This is a genomic window from Noviherbaspirillum sp., from assembly GCF_036846085.1.
Classification (GTDB): domain Bacteria; phylum Pseudomonadota; class Gammaproteobacteria; order Burkholderiales; family Burkholderiaceae_D; genus Noviherbaspirillum.
Window position 1 is genome coordinate 1 of record NZ_DAIUCO010000097.1, and the last position, 17032, is coordinate 17032.

Annotated in this window: 13 protein-coding genes; 5 read left to right on the forward strand and 8 right to left on the reverse strand. The window is 61.6% G+C overall.

Annotated elements, in window-relative coordinates:
- A partial coding sequence (locus tag V7080_RS12850) for a class I SAM-dependent methyltransferase (protein ID WP_334188785.1) occupies positions 1–553 on the reverse strand: 553 nt, incomplete at its 3' end.
- 178 nt (positions 554–731) lie between these two features.
- On the opposite strand from V7080_RS12850, the gene V7080_RS12855 reads away from it, so the two are divergent.
- Positions 732–1484 carry a winged helix-turn-helix transcriptional regulator gene (locus tag V7080_RS12855; protein WP_334188786.1) on the forward strand — a complete coding sequence of 251 codons (753 nt, stop codon included), beginning with the start codon at positions 732–734 and terminating at the stop codon, positions 1482–1484.
- A 17-nt stretch (positions 1485–1501) separates the two neighbouring features.
- On the opposite strand, the gene V7080_RS12860 is transcribed toward V7080_RS12855, so the two are convergent.
- Positions 1502–3934 carry a penicillin acylase family protein gene (locus V7080_RS12860; protein WP_334188787.1) on the reverse strand — a complete coding sequence of 811 codons (2433 nt, stop codon included), beginning with the start codon at positions 3932–3934 and terminating at the stop codon, positions 1502–1504.
- Between the two features lie 182 nt (positions 3935–4116).
- On the opposite strand from V7080_RS12860, the gene nadB reads away from it, so the two are divergent.
- The 3 genes from nadB (at position 4117) to mdoH (ending at position 9931) form a co-directional block, all read left to right on the forward strand.
- A complete protein-coding gene (nadB, locus tag V7080_RS12865; RefSeq protein WP_334188788.1) occupies positions 4117–5712 on the forward strand; it encodes an L-aspartate oxidase in 1596 nt (531 codons plus the stop codon).
- A 137-nt stretch (positions 5713–5849) separates the two neighbouring features.
- Positions 5850–7382, forward strand: coding sequence for a glucan biosynthesis protein G (locus V7080_RS12870; RefSeq protein WP_334188789.1), 1533 nt, complete (start codon positions 5850–5852; stop codon positions 7380–7382).
- Positions 7355–9931 carry a glucans biosynthesis glucosyltransferase MdoH gene (mdoH, locus tag V7080_RS12875; protein ID WP_334188790.1) on the forward strand — a complete coding sequence of 859 codons (2577 nt, stop codon included), beginning with the start codon at positions 7355–7357 and terminating at the stop codon, positions 9929–9931. Before V7080_RS12870 ends, mdoH begins: the two co-directional genes overlap by 28 nt.
- Here mdoH and nadC read toward each other — a convergent pair.
- Both nadC and nadA read right to left on the reverse strand, forming a co-directional pair.
- Positions 9928–10794 carry a carboxylating nicotinate-nucleotide diphosphorylase gene (gene nadC / locus V7080_RS12880; RefSeq protein ID WP_334188791.1) on the reverse strand — a complete coding sequence of 289 codons (867 nt, stop codon included), beginning with the start codon at positions 10792–10794 and terminating at the stop codon, positions 9928–9930. The two genes, mdoH and nadC, sit on opposite strands and share 4 nt — an antisense overlap.
- Positions 10791–11924: a quinolinate synthase NadA gene (nadA, locus tag V7080_RS12885; protein WP_334188792.1), complete on the reverse strand. Its 1134-nt coding sequence runs from the start codon at positions 11922–11924 to the stop codon at positions 10791–10793. The genes nadC and nadA overlap by 4 nt, the downstream gene beginning before the upstream one ends.
- A gap of 304 nt (positions 11925–12228) precedes the next feature.
- Between nadA and V7080_RS12890 the strand changes: the two genes are divergently transcribed.
- On the forward strand, positions 12229–12834 hold the full coding sequence (locus V7080_RS12890) for a hypothetical protein (RefSeq protein ID WP_334188793.1): 606 nt from the start codon (positions 12229–12231) through the stop codon (positions 12832–12834).
- A 30-nt stretch (positions 12835–12864) separates the two neighbouring features.
- Here V7080_RS12890 and V7080_RS12895 read toward each other — a convergent pair whose 3' ends face one another.
- The 4 genes from V7080_RS12895 to V7080_RS12910 form a co-directional block, all read right to left on the reverse strand.
- Positions 12865–14463: an ABC-F family ATPase gene (locus tag V7080_RS12895; protein WP_334188794.1), complete on the reverse strand. Its 1599-nt coding sequence runs from the start codon at positions 14461–14463 to the stop codon at positions 12865–12867.
- Positions 14464–14547: 84 nt separating this feature from the next.
- A complete protein-coding gene (locus V7080_RS12900; RefSeq protein WP_334188795.1) occupies positions 14548–15174 on the reverse strand; it encodes a 2-dehydro-3-deoxy-6-phosphogalactonate aldolase in 627 nt (208 codons plus the stop codon).
- Complete coding sequence (locus V7080_RS12905) at positions 15171–16103, reverse strand: 2-dehydro-3-deoxygalactonokinase (protein WP_334188796.1); 933 nt, start codon at positions 16101–16103, stop codon at positions 15171–15173. Before V7080_RS12905 ends, V7080_RS12900 begins: the two co-directional genes overlap by 4 nt.
- 40 nt (positions 16104–16143) lie before the next feature.
- Positions 16144–16956, reverse strand: a complete 813-nt coding sequence (locus V7080_RS12910) for an SDR family NAD(P)-dependent oxidoreductase (protein ID WP_334188797.1) — start codon at positions 16954–16956, stop codon at positions 16144–16146.
- Between the last annotated feature and the right edge of the window lie 76 nt (positions 16957–17032).

The following is a 17032-nucleotide window of genomic DNA, read 5'->3' on the forward strand; positions in this document are numbered from 1 at the left end:
ATTTCGGCGGGGACGCCATCAGCGGCGATGGCGGCACATGCTTGCCGATGATCTTGAACATCTGGCCGACGTGGCCTTCCGGCGTCCAGTTGGCCATGACAATCCTGCCGCCGGGCCGGCATACCCGCAGCAACTCCGCGGCCACCCGCTCCGGGCGCGGAGCGAACATGGCGCCAATCAGGCTCACCACCAGGTCAAACCTGGCATGATCATAAGGAAGCATTTCCGCATCGCCTTCGTCGAACTGCACTTCCACGCCCTCGGTCCTGGCGCGGTTTCTTGCCTGCTCTATCAGGTTGGAAGCGATGTCCACGCCGGTTACCTTGACGCCGGCGCGTGCAGCCGGAATCGCGATCTGTCCGGCGCCGCAGGCGACATCGAGCATGCGTGTCCCCGGTTCGATCGCCAACCGGTTGAGGAAGTCCAGTGCGCCGGGTTCGAGATATGTCGCAAAGTGGCCGTAGTCCCCCGACATCCAGGTGGCCTTGAGCTTGGCCTTGAGCGCTTGCATATCGGGGGTCATTTCAGTCGTATCTGTCGCGATTGCTGTCATGATGGTTTCTCCTGTCGGATAAAGAGGAATATGACCGGGGTAAAAATGACTGCCTGTATTGCACCGGAATAGCATCAGGGTCCCTCGAGGACCTCGGATCAGGCAGGCTCCAGCGTGCGCTTGACGGGCCTGCCGGTCCAGTCCAGAATCTGAAGCGTTTGGACTGTGGAGACTTCCCATGGATGAGAGCTACGGCCAATTTTGTACGGTGGCGCGCGGCGCCGAGGCGCTATGCGAACGCTGGACTCCCCTCGTCATTCGCGAATTGCTTTGTGGAAGCAAACGATTCAATGACCTGCATCGTGGCGTTCCACGAATGTCGACAAGCTTGCTCGCGCAACGTCTTCGTCACCTCGAAGACATCGGCGTCATACGTCGCAAGGCGGTCGGCAAGGTATGGGAATACAGTCTCACCGAAGCGGGCAACGAGTTGCGGCCCATCATCATGGGTCTCGGCAACTGGGGCGCACGCTGGATGGGCAGCCGCTTTCGCGACGACGAACTTGATGCGGGCCTGTTGATGTGGGATGTGAGGCGTTCGGTACGCCTCGATACCTTTCCGTCACGCCCCGTGATCATCCACTTCCGGCTCCATGATGCACGCCCGGGCGAAAAGACATGGTGGCTGGTCGTGGAGCATGGCATCGCCGACCTCTGCCGCGATGACCCCGGTCGCGACCTGACACTGATCGTGCACTCGACACTCCGTGCCCTGACGGAAGTATGGACAGGTGACCGCATGCCACAGGAGGTGATACAGACACACGAACTGCGGGTGGAGGGAACCTCGGCGGATGCGCATAGCCTCTGGCGGTGGATGGGCACTGGGACGTTCGCGAGCGCACGCAGCGCTGCCCGGTTGAAACAAATTCCTGCCGGCGCTATCCCGGTGCAGCCGCTTCCGCCGCAAAAGCCTGCTACGCCAGCCTGAGTTCCCGGCGCCCGCTTTCAGGGGCTCAGGACCAGCGTTCCGATAGACTCTTTTTCCACATCAGGGCGCAGCGTCCGCATCGGCAGGTACTGCACATCGATCCATCGCTGCACGAAGTTGCGATACAGCGGCGACAGCAGGTTGCCTGATTGCCCCGTTGAATGAATGAAGAGCGAATTCTCTGGATTCGACATGTCATACAGCGCCCGCAAACTGGCGGCATGGCGATTGGTGAATGGCTCCTTTTCATCGCGCAAGTTGTGCCGTCCGACATTGACGGTAAACGTATCGCCGGGGGACGGCGCCCTGATGTCAAACACCTTTGCCAGTGGCGCGACCTTGCCGAACGGCCTGTGCTCGGAACGCGCCTCATGCGCCTTACCCCATCGCCATTGCCCCATATCCTTGCCGTAGCGCGTCTCGAGGTCATCGAGCGCCGCGTCGAGCGACATCGACAGTACGTCGGCGCAGCTTTGCGGCTTGTCAGGATTCGGCTTGCCGACATCGGCACACCAGCGGGCCTGCCCTTCCCTGTCGTTCAACACATGCACCATCGACAGATGGACGTTGCGCTGTTCCCAATAATCCTTGAGGAGCGCTTCGCCGAGCTCATCAACGAAAATCTGCCTGGATGCAGTGCGCAGCCATGCATTGAAAATCAGCGGCTCGGCACGGTCCGCATCCATCGAACCGTCCCAGCCGTTCAGCTTGTCGATGGCGCCCCTGGCCCGATCGGTACGCGCAACGGTCTTGCCCAGCAACGGCAGAAGTTCCTTCGCGGCGAGCGACAGGTGGTCCTTCTGCATGGCCGCGAAACTGTCCATCGAGTGCTTCGGCTTCGCGTCGAGCAATTCCCTGATGCGATTGGCGCGATACGGCAGGGTCCATTCGCTGGTCAGGAAATGCGGATAGCCCGGCTCGACGATCTTTTCATTGGCGGTCGCGACCCGGTTCGACGCCGGATTGAAACTTCGCGGCAACTCGTCGAAGGGTATGAATCCGGTCCAGTCGTAACGCGCATCCCAGCCGGGCGCAGGCGCAAGGCCTTTCAGGTCGTTATCGGGCGAGCGGACCGGTATGCGGGCGGGTGCGACGAAGCCGATATTGCCGTCGATGTCCGCATACACAATGCTCTGCTGCGGCGAACCGAAGTCCCTTGCGCCTGCAAGGAACTCCTGCCAGTTGCGCGCGCGGTTGAATTTCATGCCCGCCTGCAGCGTCAGGTCGTCCGCGCGCAACGCCGTCCATGCAAACGAGACGACATGCGCCTTTGCATCCAGAGGCGCATGCGCAAGTATCGGCAATGCGCCGGTGATGACCGGACCATGCCGGGTTTCGCTGACGTCCAGCGTGACATCCTGCTGCCCCTTGACCTTGATGATTTCCTGGCGCGTCCTGAATTCAGCCCAACCGTCGGGTGTCTGGTACTGCTTAGGATTGGCGGGATTGATGCGCTCGATATACAGGTCCTGCACGTCAGGCGCGGTATTGGTGAAGCCCCATGCGATCCGGTCATTGCGGCCAAGGACCACCGACGGTATGCCGGGCAAGGTCGCGCCGATGACGTTCAGGCCCGGCGCCGACAGATGGGCGAAATACCACAACGCGGGCGCGGACAGACCGAGGTGGGGATCGTTCGCGAGCAGCGGCTTACCGGTTTCCGACAAGGCTCCGGACACGACCCAGTTGTTCGATCCCATGCCGTCGACATACGACGGCGGTGCGATCGACGACACTTTCTGCAATTGCTGCGCGGTGCCGGACAGATCGCGGTAAAGCGCGGTGTAGTCACGCGTCTGCGGCACCGAGTCACCGGGATACGGCGGCAGGAATTCATTGATCTGCTTCAGCGACAGGCGCTGGGCGAGCCGCATGCGGAGCAGTTCCTGTGACCAGTTGGCGCCAAGGTCCCAGGCCATCATGGTTTGCCAGCCGATCGAATCGACCGGATGCCAGGGTTCGGGCGCGGGGGCGCCGGTCAGGAGGAATTCGGGAGGCAGTGGTCCGCGGCGATCGGCGAGATAGGCATTGATACCCTTGGCGTAGGCATCCAGCGCGGCACGGGTATCCGGATCGAGATTGGCCAGAATCCGTTCGGCATTGCGACGCACCCCGAGGGTACGCAGGAACCGGTCGGTGTCGACCGCATTCGGCCCGAGGATTTCCGCCATGCGTCCTGCAGCGATGCGGCGGTTGATTTCGAGTTGCCACAACCGGTCCTGTGCATGCACCACGCCGAGCGCGAAATAGGCATCGGCGGACGATTTGGCATAGATATGGGGAATGCCTTCCGCATCACGGACGACATCGACCGGCGCCGTCAATCCAGTCAGTTTCAGGGTGCCGTCGACCTGCGGCAGCACGGCCGACCGGTACCATAGCATTCCGGCAATCAAGGCCGCGATCAGCAGCAAAAGTACAAGGACAATTTTCTTCAGAATTCCAGTCATACGAGGGGGTCTCCCGTCCAATATTCGGCACCGCAGCAGGGTAGCATAGAGCGTTGCGGCCCTTTCGCACTCCGGCACAGATCCATCGCTTTTCGCCACTGAACGATGGATTGCCAAGTGGTAAGATGCCGGCTCGAGCCTTTTCAAGGCAACGGAAATTCCACTTCGCTCCACCCTATCCTATGAAATGTGATGTCGCCATCGTCGGCAGCGGACTTGCAGGCTTATCGGTCGCCCTGCATCTTGCACAGACCCGCAAAGTCGTGATCATCTCCAAGCGCAATCTGCTGGACGGCGCCAGCAACTGGGCGCAGGGCGGCATCGCCGCGGTCCTCGATTCCGGTGACAGCCATGAACAGCACATCGGCGATACCCTGGTAGCCGGGGCCGGCCTGTGCGACGAAGGCGCGACGCGCTTCATCGTCGAACATGGACGGGAAGCAATCGAGTGGCTGATCGCGCAGGGCGTGCCCTTTACCCGGGATGCCGGCGCGGAACTCGGTTACCACCTCACCCGTGAAGGCGGCCACAGCCAGCGGCGCATCATCCATGCTGCCGACGCGACCGGACATGCGGTGCAGGTGACGCTGGAAGAAAAGGCCCGCTCCCACCCGAACATCACCATCCTCGAAAACCATTTCGCCATCGACGTCATCCGGTCCGACCGGATCGGTGGCGGCGCACCGCGCTGCGTCGGACTGTACGTACAGAACGTCAAGACCGGCAAGGTGACGACGCTGTCGGCCGACCATACCGTGCTGGCCACCGGCGGCGCCGGCAAGGTGTATCTCTACACCACCAATCCGGACACCGCCACGGGTGACGGCATCGCGATGGCGTGGCGCGCCGGCTGCCGCGTGGCGAACATGGAATTCATCCAGTTCCATCCGACCTGCCTCTACCACCCATATGCCAAATCCTTCCTGATCAGCGAAGCGGTGCGCGGCGAAGGCGGACTGCTGAAGCTGCCGGCGGAAGCCGGCGACGCCGCCGGAACCCGCTTCATGCCGGCGCACGACGAACGCGCGGAACTGGCGCCCCGCGATGTGGTGGCACGCGCGATCGACTTCGAGGTGAAGAAGCGCGGTCTCGATTACGTCGATCTCGACATCAGTCATCAGCCGCCAGCCTTCCTGATGGAGCACTTCCCGAATATTTACGCGCGCTGCATGGAACTCGGGATCGACATCACCCGGCAACCGATTCCCGTCGTGCCCGCGGCGCATTACACCTGCGGCGGCATCGTTACCGACATGTGCGGCCGCACCGATCTTCCCGGACTGTATGCGGTCGGTGAAACCGCCTACACCGGCCTGCACGGCGCGAATCGGCTGGCCAGCAATTCCCTCCTCGAATGCGTGGTCCTCGGCCAGGCCGCCGCACAGCATATCGAACAGCAGCCCAAACCGAAGGCCATGGCGCTGCCGGCGTGGGACGAGAGCCGTGTGACCGATGCGGATGAGGAAGTGGTGATTTCCCAGAACTGGGACGAGCTGCGGCGATTCATGTGGAATTATGTCGGCATCGTGCGCACCACCAAGCGGCTGGAGCGCGCCCAGCACCGCATTCGCCTGCTGCGCGAGGAAATCTACGAGTACTACGCCAACTTCCGCATTACGCGTGACCTGCTGGAGCTGCGCAACCTGGTGGACGTCGCATCCCTGATTGTCGACAGCGCATTGTCACGCCGGGAAAGCCGCGGCCTGCATTTCAGCCGGGATTTCCCGGACACCCTGCCGAAGGCACTGCCGACGGTGCTGGGACCGGTAAGGCGATGAGATTGCCGTAATGCAAAAACATGCGCCTCGCGCCGGCATGGTTCGTCAGGGCAATATGGCCAGTCGTTGCAGCGCATCAAATGGCCGGCTTCCCGCTGTGTCAAGATCGCCGGATGATTGCATTACTACGAACAACAATGTCCAGGTTTTCTTTTCCCTTTCCCGGCCGGGGCCGGCAGGCGATCGTTTTCCTGTATGCCTGCCTTGTATCATCCGCAGGCTTCGCCTTCGACTTCGACGACGCCGCAGCCGAAGCGAAGCGCCTTGCTTCCGCTTCCTATAAAAAGCCCGAAAAAAACATCTCCAAGGCATTGGAGAACCTGAACTACGACCAGTACCGGGATATTCGCTTTCGGCCCGACCACAACTACTGGAAGGACCGCAAGCTGCCCTTCGAGCTGGCTTTCTTCCATCAGGGACGGACGTTCGACTCGCGGGTGAAGATCAGCGAAATCGTCGGCGGACGCGTCCAGGAAATCGCATTCGATCCGGACCTGTTCGACTACGGCGCCAATCGCCTGGAGGCGAAGGACCTGGAGAGCGCGGGTTTCGCCGGCTTTCGCGTGCACTACCCGCTCAATACGGCGCAGTACAAGGACGAAGTGGTCGTGTTCCTCGGCGCGAGCTACTTCCGGGCCGTCGGCAAAGGCCAGGTGTACGGATTGTCGGCTCGGGGGATCGCCGTCGATACTGCGTTGAATTCGGGCGAGGAGTTTCCGCGCTTCGTGCAGTTCTGGCTCGAACGGCCGGAGCCGGGGGCGAAGCAGCTGACGATCTATGGCTTGCTGGATTCGCCCCGCATCACCGGCGCTTACCGCTTCATCCTCAAGCCGGGCGCCGATACCGCGATGGACGTCAAGGCGCAGCTTTACCTGCGCGAAAATATCGCCAAGATCGGCATCGCGCCGCTGACGAGCATGTACCTGTTCGGCGAGAACCAGCGTTCAGCCACCGAGGACTACCGCCCTGAGGTGCATGATTCCGATGGATTGTCGATTCATTCGGGTACCGGCGAATGGATCTGGCGTCCGCTGGTCAATCCGAAGCGCTTGCTGGTGACGTCGTTCAGCATGACCAACCCGCTCGGCTTCGGGCTGATGCAGCGCGACCGCGCGTTTCCGAATTTCGAAGATCTGGAAGCGCGCTACGAGGCGCGGCCGAGCGCCTGGGTGGAGCCGATCGGAAAATGGGGGCCGGGCCGGGTGGAGCTGATCCAGATTCCGACGCCGGACGAGACCAACGACAACATCGTCGCTTTCTGGGTACCCAATGCGCTGCCGGCGCCTGGCCAACCGTTCGATCTCGAATACCGCCTGCTGTGGCAGAAACAAGCGGAGCGGCGGCCTCCTTTGGCCTGGGTAAGCCAGACGCGCCGTGGCCACGGCTATGTCACGAAGCAGGATGACAGCATTGCGCTATCCGTGGATTTCGAAGGGCCGGTGCTGAAGAAACTTCCGGTCGACGTCAAGGCCGAAGCGGTCATCAGCACGGACGCCAACGCGAAGATCCTTGAAACCAATACGTACAAGAATGCCGCCACCGGTGGCTGGCGCATGGTGGTCCGACTGAAACGCCTTGACGAAAAGAAACCGGTCGAGCTGCGCGCCTTCCTGCGTGAAGGCAACAACCCCTTATCAGAAACGTGGAGCTACATACTTCCCCCGACGTGACGCCGTCACCGTCAGGTGCGGCGCGATGCGATCAGTATCTCGATCGGTTGCAGCCCCCTGCACCCATCCGGAAGGACATCAACGCAGCCGTCGCCCCCGATTCGAGCCCGCGCGAGGCGATTACCGCGATTCACCATGCGCTTTCCGGCCACCGGGCATCCGACACCAATGCCGGCGCCGCATTCGACTCGATCGAAGCCCGGCTGCGCCACGGTTTTCCGGATCAGCATGGCTGCCCGGAACTCGCACCGCCGCCGAACCGCGGGTCGATGGCGCCGCACCCCTGGGGTAGCCTGAATCCGATCAAGCGCTGGCTGCAGACGACCTTTCGCCGGCGGCGGCATTGGGTCGAACGCAGCGAAGGCGACCGCCAGGCATGGCCGGCGTCCATACCGGATACCGATCAGGATGATGTGATCGACGGTCCGGATCCGCGCGGAAGCTGGCAGCATCAGGGCAATATCCGCCGGATGGTCCTGCTCTTTCTGCTGTTCGCCCAGACGATCGTCGCAACATGGTTCATGGCGAAAGTCATGCCCTACCAGGGCGCCAAGCCATATGAGATCGGGGTGCTTTTCCTGTTCGCCATCCTGTTCTGCTGGGTGTCCGCCGGATTCTGGACGGCGATGGCGGGATTCCTGGTGATGATCCGCGGCGACGACCGCTTCGCGGTATCGCACCTGGCCGACCCGGACAAACCGATCGATCCGTCCGCCCGCACCGCCATCGTGATGCCGATCTGCAATGAGGATGTGCCGCGGGTCATGGCCGGATTGCGCGCCACCTATGAATCGGTCGCCCGCACCGGGGAGCTCGACCGCTTCGATTTCTTCCTGCTCAGCGACAGCAACGTGGCCGACACCTGCACCAGCGAACTGGCGGCATGGGCGGCGCTGTGCCGCACCCTGGACGGCTTCGGCCGCATTTTCTACCGGCGCCGGCGGCGGCGCGTCAAGCGCAAGAGCGGCAACATCGACGACTTCTGCCGCCGCTGGGGCAAGGACTATCGATACATGATCGTGCTCGATGCCGACAGCGTCATGAGCGGGCACTGCGTGACGAAACTGGTGCGGCTGATGGAGGCCAATCCGGGTGCCGGCATCATCCAGACCGCGCCGCGCGCCGCCGGCAGGGAAACCCTGTATGCGCGCATCCAGCAGTTTGCAAGCAGCGTGTACGGCCCGCTGTTCACCGCCGGCCTGCACTACTGGCAATTGGGCGAATCGCATTACTGGGGCCATAACGCCATCATCCGCATGGCGCCCTTCATGCGCCATTGCGCACTGTCGCCGCTGCCCGGCCGCGGATCGCTCGCCGGGGAAATCATGTCGCACGACTTCGTCGAAGCGGCACTGATGCGCCGCGCCGGCTGGGCGGTATGGATTGCTTACGACCTCGACGGCAGTTATGAGGAGATGCCGCCCAACCTGCTGGACGAAGTCAAGCGCGACCGCCGCTGGTGTCACGGCAACCTGATGAATTTCCGCCTGTTGACGGCACGCGGCATGCACGGTGTGCACCGGGCGGTATTCATCACCGGCGTGATGGCCTACCTGTCGGCGCCGCTCTGGTTCCTGTCGCTCGCCATCTCGACCGGCCTGCTCGCCCTGCATACGCTGGTCGAACCGCAATACTTCACCGAACCGCGCCAGCTTTTCCCGACCTGGCCCCAATGGCATCCCGCCAGGGCGCTGGCGCTGTTCACCACCACCGCAACCTTGCTGCTGCTGCCGAAGATCCTGAGCGTGCTGGTGGTCTGGATTCACGGCGCGGGCCCGTTCGGCGGCAAGCTGCGGGTGGCGGTGAGCGCGTTGTTGGAGATGGTGTTTTCGATGCTGCTCGCGCCGGTAAGGATGGTATTCCATACCTTTTTCGTCATCGCCGCGTTTCTCGGCATCGATATTCCATGGAAGTCGCCGCCACGGCACGATTCCGCCACGTCATGGGGCGAGGCGCTGCAAAAGCACGGCCTGCATATGCTGCTGGGGTTGGCCTGGGCTGTGGGCATCTACTGGCTCGATCCGGCATTCCTGCCGTGGCTGCTGCCGATTGCCGGTGCGCTGTTGCTTTCCGCGCCAATATCGGTGTGGTCGAGCCGGGTGGCGCCGGGTCGGCTGGCGCGCGCCAGGAAGCTGTTCCTGATTCCGGAGGAAGCCGAGCCGCCGATCGAACTGAAGCAGGCGTATGCCTATGCGAGCGAAGCCATGCATGAACCGACATTCGTCGATGCGGTGGTAGACCCGGTGATCAATGCCCTGGTGTGCGCAGCGGGAAGGCCGCGCCGTCCGGACCTGGCGCCCGAAGCCCGCAGCCACCTGCTGGAAAGAATGCTGCGCGCCGGGCCGGATGGCATCGATGCGTCGCAAAAAATCCGCCTGCTCAACGACTCGGTGCTGCTGTCGCAGTTGCACCAGGAAGTATGGTCGTCCGGCTACGCACATCCGGGATGGCATCAACGCGGCGACGCAGAAACGGCAATCACGCCAGGCGCCGGCACGCCGCAAACCGCCGACGGCCTCGCGCTATCGTCCGTGGCGGAACGATCCTAGCCGACAATCCGCAGCGAATAATCGGTCGCCTTCACATCCTTCGTCAGACTGCCGATCGAAATCCGGTCGACGCCCGTCTCGGCAATCGCCCGGACCGTCGCCATGTTGATCCCGCCTGACGCTTCCAGCACCGCTCTCCCGGCGGAAAGGCTTACCGCATCGCGCATCATCTGCAAGGAGAAGTTATCCAGCAGCACCGACGTTGCACCGGCTGACAGGGCCTCTTCCAGCTCATCGATGCTCTCGACTTCAACCTGGATGGACACGCCAGCGTTCAGCGCCATGGCGGCGCGGACCGCGGGCGCGACGCCGCCTGCCGCGGCGATGTGATTTTCCTTGATGAGGATGCCGTCATACAGGGCCAGCCGCTGGTTCTTGCCACCGCCGACACGCACCGCGTATTTCTGCGCAAGACGCAGACCAGGCAAGGTCTTGCGGGTATCGAGAATCGCAGCGCGCGTACCGGCGACTACATCCACATAGTGTCGTGTTGCCGTCGCTACGCCGGAAAGCAGCTGCAGGAAGTTCAGCGCGCCACGCTCTGCCGTGAGCAAGGCACGCGCCGGGGCTTCGATGGCGCACACCTCGCTGTCGGCGCTCATCAGTGCGCCTTCCGCATAGCGCCAGTCGATGCGCATGCCATGGTCAAGGCGCATCATCACACCTTCAAACCAGGGTGCGCCGCACAACACGGCGGTTTCGCGCACGATCACGCGAGCCTTTACATATTCCTGTTCCGGCACCAGCTTTCCGGTAAGGTCGCCCGTGCCGACGTCTTCGTCCAGCGCAATGCGGATATTCGATTCCAGGGCAGCGGCCAACGCCGCGTCGAATGGTGCAAACGGGTTGTGCAATGTGCTCATGCCGGGCCGATTCCGTGAAAGAGTGCTTGTTCGCTGGCCAGGTCCGGGCCGGGCCGTACATTGGCTTTCTTCTTCGCCGCGAAATCCAGCATGCGGTCGATGCAGACATAGGCTTTGCGACCGATCTCCGGATCGACCAGGATTTCATTGCTGCCGTTCTCCAGAACATCGGCCAGATTCTGCAGTCCATTCATTGCCATCCACGGGCAATGCGCGCAGCTCTTGCAGGTTGCGCTGTTGCCGGCCGTCGGCGCATCGATAAAGCGTTTGCCGGGGGCGGCCATCTTCATCTTGTGCAGGATGCCGTTGTCGGTGGCAACGATGAATTCCACTGCATCCAGAGTCCGCGCCGCGGCAATCAATTGCGACGTAGAGCCGACCACATCGGCCTGCGCCACCACCGCTTCGGGCGATTCCGGGTGCACCAGGACCTTGGCACGCGGATGCTCTTTCCTGAGCAGTTCAAGCTCGATGCCCTTGAACTCGTCATGCACCAGGCACGACCCCTGCCACAACAGCATGTCGGCGCCGGTCTTCTTCTGGATATAGCCGCCGAGATGCTTGTCGGGCGCCCACAGAATTTTTTTGCCCTGCGCATGCAGGTGCTGCACGATATCCAGGCCGATCGACGACGTCACCATCCAGTCGGCGCGCGCCTTGACGGCGGCGCTGGTATTGGCATACACCACGACGGTCCGATCCGGGTGGGCATCGCAGAAAGCGGCAAATTCATCCGCCGGACAGCCCAGGTCGAGCGAGCAGGTCGCGTCCAGGTCCGGCATCAGCACGCGTTTCCGGGGGCTGAGAATTTTCGCCGTCTCGCCCATGAACCGGACACCGGCCACGACCAGCGTCTCGGCCGCATGGTCCCGGCCGAAACGCGCCATTTCCAGGGAATCGGACACGCAACCACCGGTTTCTTCGGCCAGGTCCTGCAAGTCGGCATCCACATAGTAATGCGCAACGAGTACGGCCTTTCGCTCCTTCAGCAGGCGCTTGATGCGCTGCTTCAGTTCCGCCTTCTGCGCCAGCGACGGTTGTGCGGGCGTCCGCGCCCAGGCATTTGCGGTGCAACTCGTGCCGGACTGCATCTGCGGACGTTCAAATTCGATGGTTTTAATGGTTTGCATCTTGTTGATCAACTAAAGAGGGCGAAGCGATGAAATGGCATCCCGGGACTTACCGGTTCAGCATACATATAGGAAATATATTGAATTTCAAGCATTTGATTGTTTTTATATATCACTCTAACGAACCGCGAATGATTCTTCAAAGCAACATCCTGGTTTACCAACGGTCGGAACGGTAGCATACTGAGTTTGCGCAACATCAAGGGACGGATTGCTTTTAGGCATTATAAGAAACCGCTGAGTAGCCGATAAGCAATATCGGCCATTATGTTGCTGCATCATCTGCCTGGAGGAGACAGAGGCCATGACAAATACAATTTTCGACAAGACGGAAAAAGGCCGGGAAGAAATCGCGACGCGCAAGTACCATCTTGCGCCGCGCCTGCGTACTTTGCTCGTCATGATCGACGGAAAACATGACGCAAACGAGCTGCTCAAGAAAGTTGCCGCCATCGGCGTCGACGAACATACCGTCAATGAGCTTTTTGCGCTCGGTTTCATCGCACCGGTCAATGGACAGGCCCCTGCGTTCGCTCCGGTGACACCTGCTGCGCCAGCCGCGGTTAAGGAAGATGAAGCCCCCCCGGCCATTGCGGCCAAGCCTGAGCCTTCTTCAGTGCTTCCTCCAGGCGAGAACCAGTTCCAGGCAATCTATCACTTCTATAACGAGACCATCAAAAGCACGATTGGACTGCGCGGTTACGGCTTGCAGCTGAAGGTCGAAAGAGCCGGTTCCATCGATGATTTCCGTGCGTTGCGCCAACCATACCTGGATGCGGTGCTCAAGGCAAAAGGCAGCGAGATGGCCAGAAGCCTGGCTGGCCGGCTCGATGAGCTGCTGAACCTCGAAGAAGCGCCACCCGGCGATGCTGGCATGGCGGAAGAGCCGAAACCTGTTGCTGCGTCCTGATTCCGATTTCCGGCTCTTCGCGCCGCCGGGTTACTCGATACCCTGGCTGGTCAGGTAATCCTCGTAATTTCCCTGGAAGTCGATAATTTCACCCTCCTTGATTTCCAGGATGCGGGTAGCGAGCGAGGAGACGAATTCGCGGTCGTGCGATACAAAGATCAATGTGCCGGCGTACTTGTCGAGCGCGATATTGAGTGACTCGATCGATTCCATGTCCATATGGTTGGTCGGCTCGTCCATCAGCAGCACGTTGTGGCGGCCGAGCATCAGCTTGCCGTACATCATCCGGCCTTTTTCACCGCCCGACAGCACTTTCACGGATTTTTTCACGTCGTCGCCGGAGAACAGCAACCGGCCGAGGATGGAGCGGACCGCCTGGTCGTCGTCGCCTTCCTTGGTCCATTGGCCCATCCAGTCGGTCAGGTTCTTGTCGACCGCGAACTCCTCCGTCGGATCCTGCGGCATATAGCCCGGATTGGCGTTCTCCGCCCACTTCGCCGTGCCGCGATCGGGCTGCAGGCCGCAAAGGTCGCCGCCGATGCAGCGCAACAGCGTGGTCTTGCCGGCGCCGTTGGCGCCGATGATGGCGATTTTTTCGCCCGCTTCGACCATCAGATCGACATTCTTGAACAGGGTGCGGTCATAGGCTTTCGTCAGGCCCTGCACTTCGACAGCCTGCCGATGCAGTTTTTTCTCGCCGTCGAAGCGCACGAACGGATTCTGGCGGCTGGACGGCTTGACGTCCTCCATCTTGATCTTCTCGATCTGCTTGGCGCGCGATGTCGCCTGCCGGGCCTTGGATTTGTTCGCCGAAAAACGCCGCACGAAATCCTGCAGTTCCGCCACCCGTTCCTTGGCCTTGGCATTGGCCGACAGTTGCTGCGCCCTCGCCTGCGATGACGCCAGCATGTAGTCGTCGTAGTTGCCCGGATACACCTTCAGCGTGCCGTAATCCATGTCGGCCATGTGGGTGCAGACCTGGTTCAGGAAGTGACGGTCGTGGGAGATGATGATCATGGTGGAATTACGCTCGTTGAGCACGCCTTCCAGCCAGCGGATGGTGTTGATGTCGAGATTGTTGGTCGGCTCGTCCAGCAGCAGGATGTCCGGATTGGAAAACAGCGCCTGCGCCAGCAGCACGCGGAGCTTCCAGCCGGGCGCGACGTTGCTCATCGGCCCCTGGTGCTGTTCGATCGGCACGCCGACGCCGAGCAGAAGCTCGCCGGCACGTGCTTCAGCGGTATAACCGTCGTATTCGGCGAACTTTGCCTCCAGGTCGGCGGCCTTCATGTAGTCGTCGTCGGTCGCATCGGGATTGGCGTAAATGGCATCGCGCTCCTGCATCGCCTCCCACATTTCGGTGTGGCCCATCATGACCACGTCGAGGACCCGGCTGTCTTCGTAGGCAAACTGGTCCTGGCGCAGTTTGCCGAGGCGCTCGTTGGGATCGAGCATGAGTTTGCCGGCGGACGGCTCGAGGTCGCCGCCAAGGATTTTCATGAAGGTCGACTTGCCGCAACCGTTCGCGCCGATCAGGCCGTAGCGGTTGCCGTCGCCGAATTTGACGGAAATATTTTCGAACAGCGGCTTGGGGCCGAACTGCATCGTGATGTTAGCGGTAGACAGCACAGTAAAAGCCTTCGTGTAAATGAATAAAACAACCCGACATTTTACCAGCCGGGCGGATGCAACCCGGCGATCTTTGCCCCAGGCCTATCGCAGCAGCGATGCGCGTGAGGCAAAGAACGCTTCCGCCGACGCTTTCAGGGCAGCTTGATCGACACCGGGCTTGTAGAGCTGGCCGCCAATGCCGAATCCGGTTGCGCCTGCGTCCACATAGGGCGCCATGTTGTCGGGACGAATGCCGCCCACCGGCATCAGCGGCGTGCCCGGCGGCAGAACGGACGCCATTGCCTTGACGGCCGCGGGCGGGATCATTTCAGCCGGGAAAAGCTTCAGGCCGTGGGCGCCTGCCTGCAGCGCCCGGAATGCTTCCGAGGGGGTCGCCACGCCAGGCAGGACGATCATGTTGCGGCTCACCGCATAGGCAATGACATCCGGGTCGCAGTTCGGCGACACCATCAAGCGGCCGCCGGCTTCCTTGACCTCGTCCACGTGGGCCACGGTCAGCATGGTGCCGCCGCCGATCACTGCGTCATCCGGGGCAATTTTCAACAATGCCTTGATGGCGTCCGCCGCGCCGGGGCGGTTGAGAGGCACCTCGAGCATGCGAAATCCGGCGTCGAACAGGATGCGGCCGACATCGGGTGCTTCGGCAGGAGTGAGGCCGCGCAGGATAGCCACTAGCGGCATCGCCGGGGGAGAAAACAAAGTGGTCATGTTGATTGGACTTTCTGATTAAACAAGGCGGCGAGCGCCGATAGATAGACGTCGTCGGGTTGCCAGACACGCGTGGCAAGGCCCCAGGATTCAAGGGCATTCCGATAGCGCGTGGCAAGGGACGAACTGCCGATGATCTGCACCGGCATACGCTCCGACGAACCATTGCCTTCCGTAGTACGTTGCGCGATGTCGTGCAGTTCGGTACCGATGAGGAGTCCAGACAAATAGGACGCGGTATGTTCCGGCGGCATGCGGTCGGTTACCACCAGCGCCCGGCAGCAAAATGCCATGTGCGTGAATGCGCCACGGCGCGCGGCTTGCAGGCCGGCGTCGAACGCTTCCGGCACCGATGCCTGCGAGTCGCTGATCACTTTCGACAGCGTGCCTTGCTTCGACATCAATCCGTACAGTTCGCCGGTCATGAAGGTGACGATTTCGCCGATCACGCCGCCGTTCACGCGCACCCACTTGCTGTGCGTGCCCGGCAGAAGGAACCAGCCATCCGGCGCGCCGAGCTGCATCGCGCCGAAGATCTGCGTCTCCTCTCCGCGCATGACGTCGGGCAGTCTGTGGGAATCGACGTAGCTGTAACCGGGCGCGATGCGGCAACGGACATTCGGTAGTCCGCTTTCGATCTCGAACAATGATTCCGGCAGGCGCGATAGCGGGCTTTCGACCGTCAAATATGGGGCCTCGCGCCAGCCGCTGCGGCTGCCGACCATGCCCGACATGACGACATCCGCGCCGTCGAGCTGCAATGTTTCCAGCAAAGCGGCGAGCGACGCCTTGAAGTCACCGGCCACCTTCAGGATTCCCGAGTCGTCGTCATGCTGGCGCACCAGCCTGCCGTCGCCGTCGAGCAGATACGCGCGGCGATTGCTGGTACCCCAATCGATGCCGAGTAGAGGCCTTGTCGTTGTATTCATGGTTCGTCACCCCTGGATGAAATCCGCAATGTCATGCTCCTCACGCCCAGCCGCCATCGACGATGTATTCCTGCGCGGAACACATCGCGCTGTCGTCGGCGGCAAGAAACAGCACCATGCGCGCGACGTGCCACGGCAGGAGATGACCAGGGAGGCACTGGCTGCGCTTGATCAGCGCTTCGCCTTCCTCATCCAGCCATAACTTGACCTGGCGTTCGGTCATCACCCATCCGGGCGTCACCGTATTGACACGGATGTTGTAAGGCCCGAGGTCGCGCGCAAGGCCGCGCGTCAGGCCGCTGACGGATGCCTTGGCGGTGGTGTAGACCGGATACCCGCCGCCGGCAATATGCCAGCTCGTGGAACCCAGGTTGATGATGGAGCCTCCGCCCTTTTTCTTCATGCCGGCGATCACCGCCTGGCAGGCGAAGAACATTGGCCGCTGATTGATGGCGATGCGGTCGTTCCAATAGTCGACGGTGACGTTTTCCGGCGTGTGGCGATCATCGCTGCCGGCATTGTTGACCAGCACGTCGAACTCGCCGATCTGCTCCGCAAGCGACTGCATGGTTTGCTGCAACGCCGGGATATCCCTGATATCGCACTGGCGGAACAGCGGCTTTTCCAGGCCGGCCAGCGCCAGCCGTTCGCATAACGCAAGGCTGGCGTCGGTTGCAATGTCGACAAACGCCACCTTCGCGCCCTGCTCGGCGAAAGCGCTCACGATCATTTCGCCGATGCCGGAGCCACCGCCCGTCACGAAGACCCTTTTCCCTTCGAGACTTGGAAATTTTGCCAGCCTTGCTTCCGTTCCTTCCACAGTTCCTGCCGCACTTCCCACCTGCACCGCCATCATTTTTCTCCTGAACTTTCGAACTCATGGCTAATCAATATTGATGCTGCTTCGAAACCCCTCCCCCCCACAAGAG

Excerpts from the sequence above, each read along its gene's own strand:
- nadA (WP_334188792.1), bottom strand. The coding sequence starts at position 11,924 with ATGCAAACCATTAAAACCATCGAATTTGAACGTCCGCAGATGCAGTCC.
- V7080_RS12870 (WP_334188789.1), top strand. The coding sequence starts at position 5,850 with ATGTCCAGGTTTTCTTTTCCCTTTCCCGGCCGGGGCCGGCAGGCGATC.
- V7080_RS12860 (WP_334188787.1), bottom strand. The coding sequence starts at position 3,934 with ATGACTGGAATTCTGAAGAAAATTGTCCTTGTACTTTTGCTGCTGATC.
- nadB (WP_334188788.1), top strand. The coding sequence starts at position 4,117 with ATGAAATGTGATGTCGCCATCGTCGGCAGCGGACTTGCAGGCTTATCG.
- V7080_RS12855 (WP_334188786.1), top strand. The coding sequence starts at position 732 with ATGGATGAGAGCTACGGCCAATTTTGTACGGTGGCGCGCGGCGCCGAG.
- V7080_RS12910 (WP_334188797.1), bottom strand. The coding sequence starts at position 16,956 with ATGGCGGTGCAGGTGGGAAGTGCGGCAGGAACTGTGGAAGGAACGGAA.
- V7080_RS12900 (WP_334188795.1), bottom strand. The coding sequence starts at position 15,174 with ATGACCACTTTGTTTTCTCCCCCGGCGATGCCGCTAGTGGCTATCCTG.
- V7080_RS12905 (WP_334188796.1), bottom strand. The coding sequence starts at position 16,103 with ATGAATACAACGACAAGGCCTCTACTCGGCATCGATTGGGGTACCAGC.
- nadC (WP_334188791.1), bottom strand. The coding sequence starts at position 10,794 with ATGAGCACATTGCACAACCCGTTTGCACCATTCGACGCGGCGTTGGCC.
- V7080_RS12890 (WP_334188793.1), top strand. The coding sequence starts at position 12,229 with ATGACAAATACAATTTTCGACAAGACGGAAAAAGGCCGGGAAGAAATC.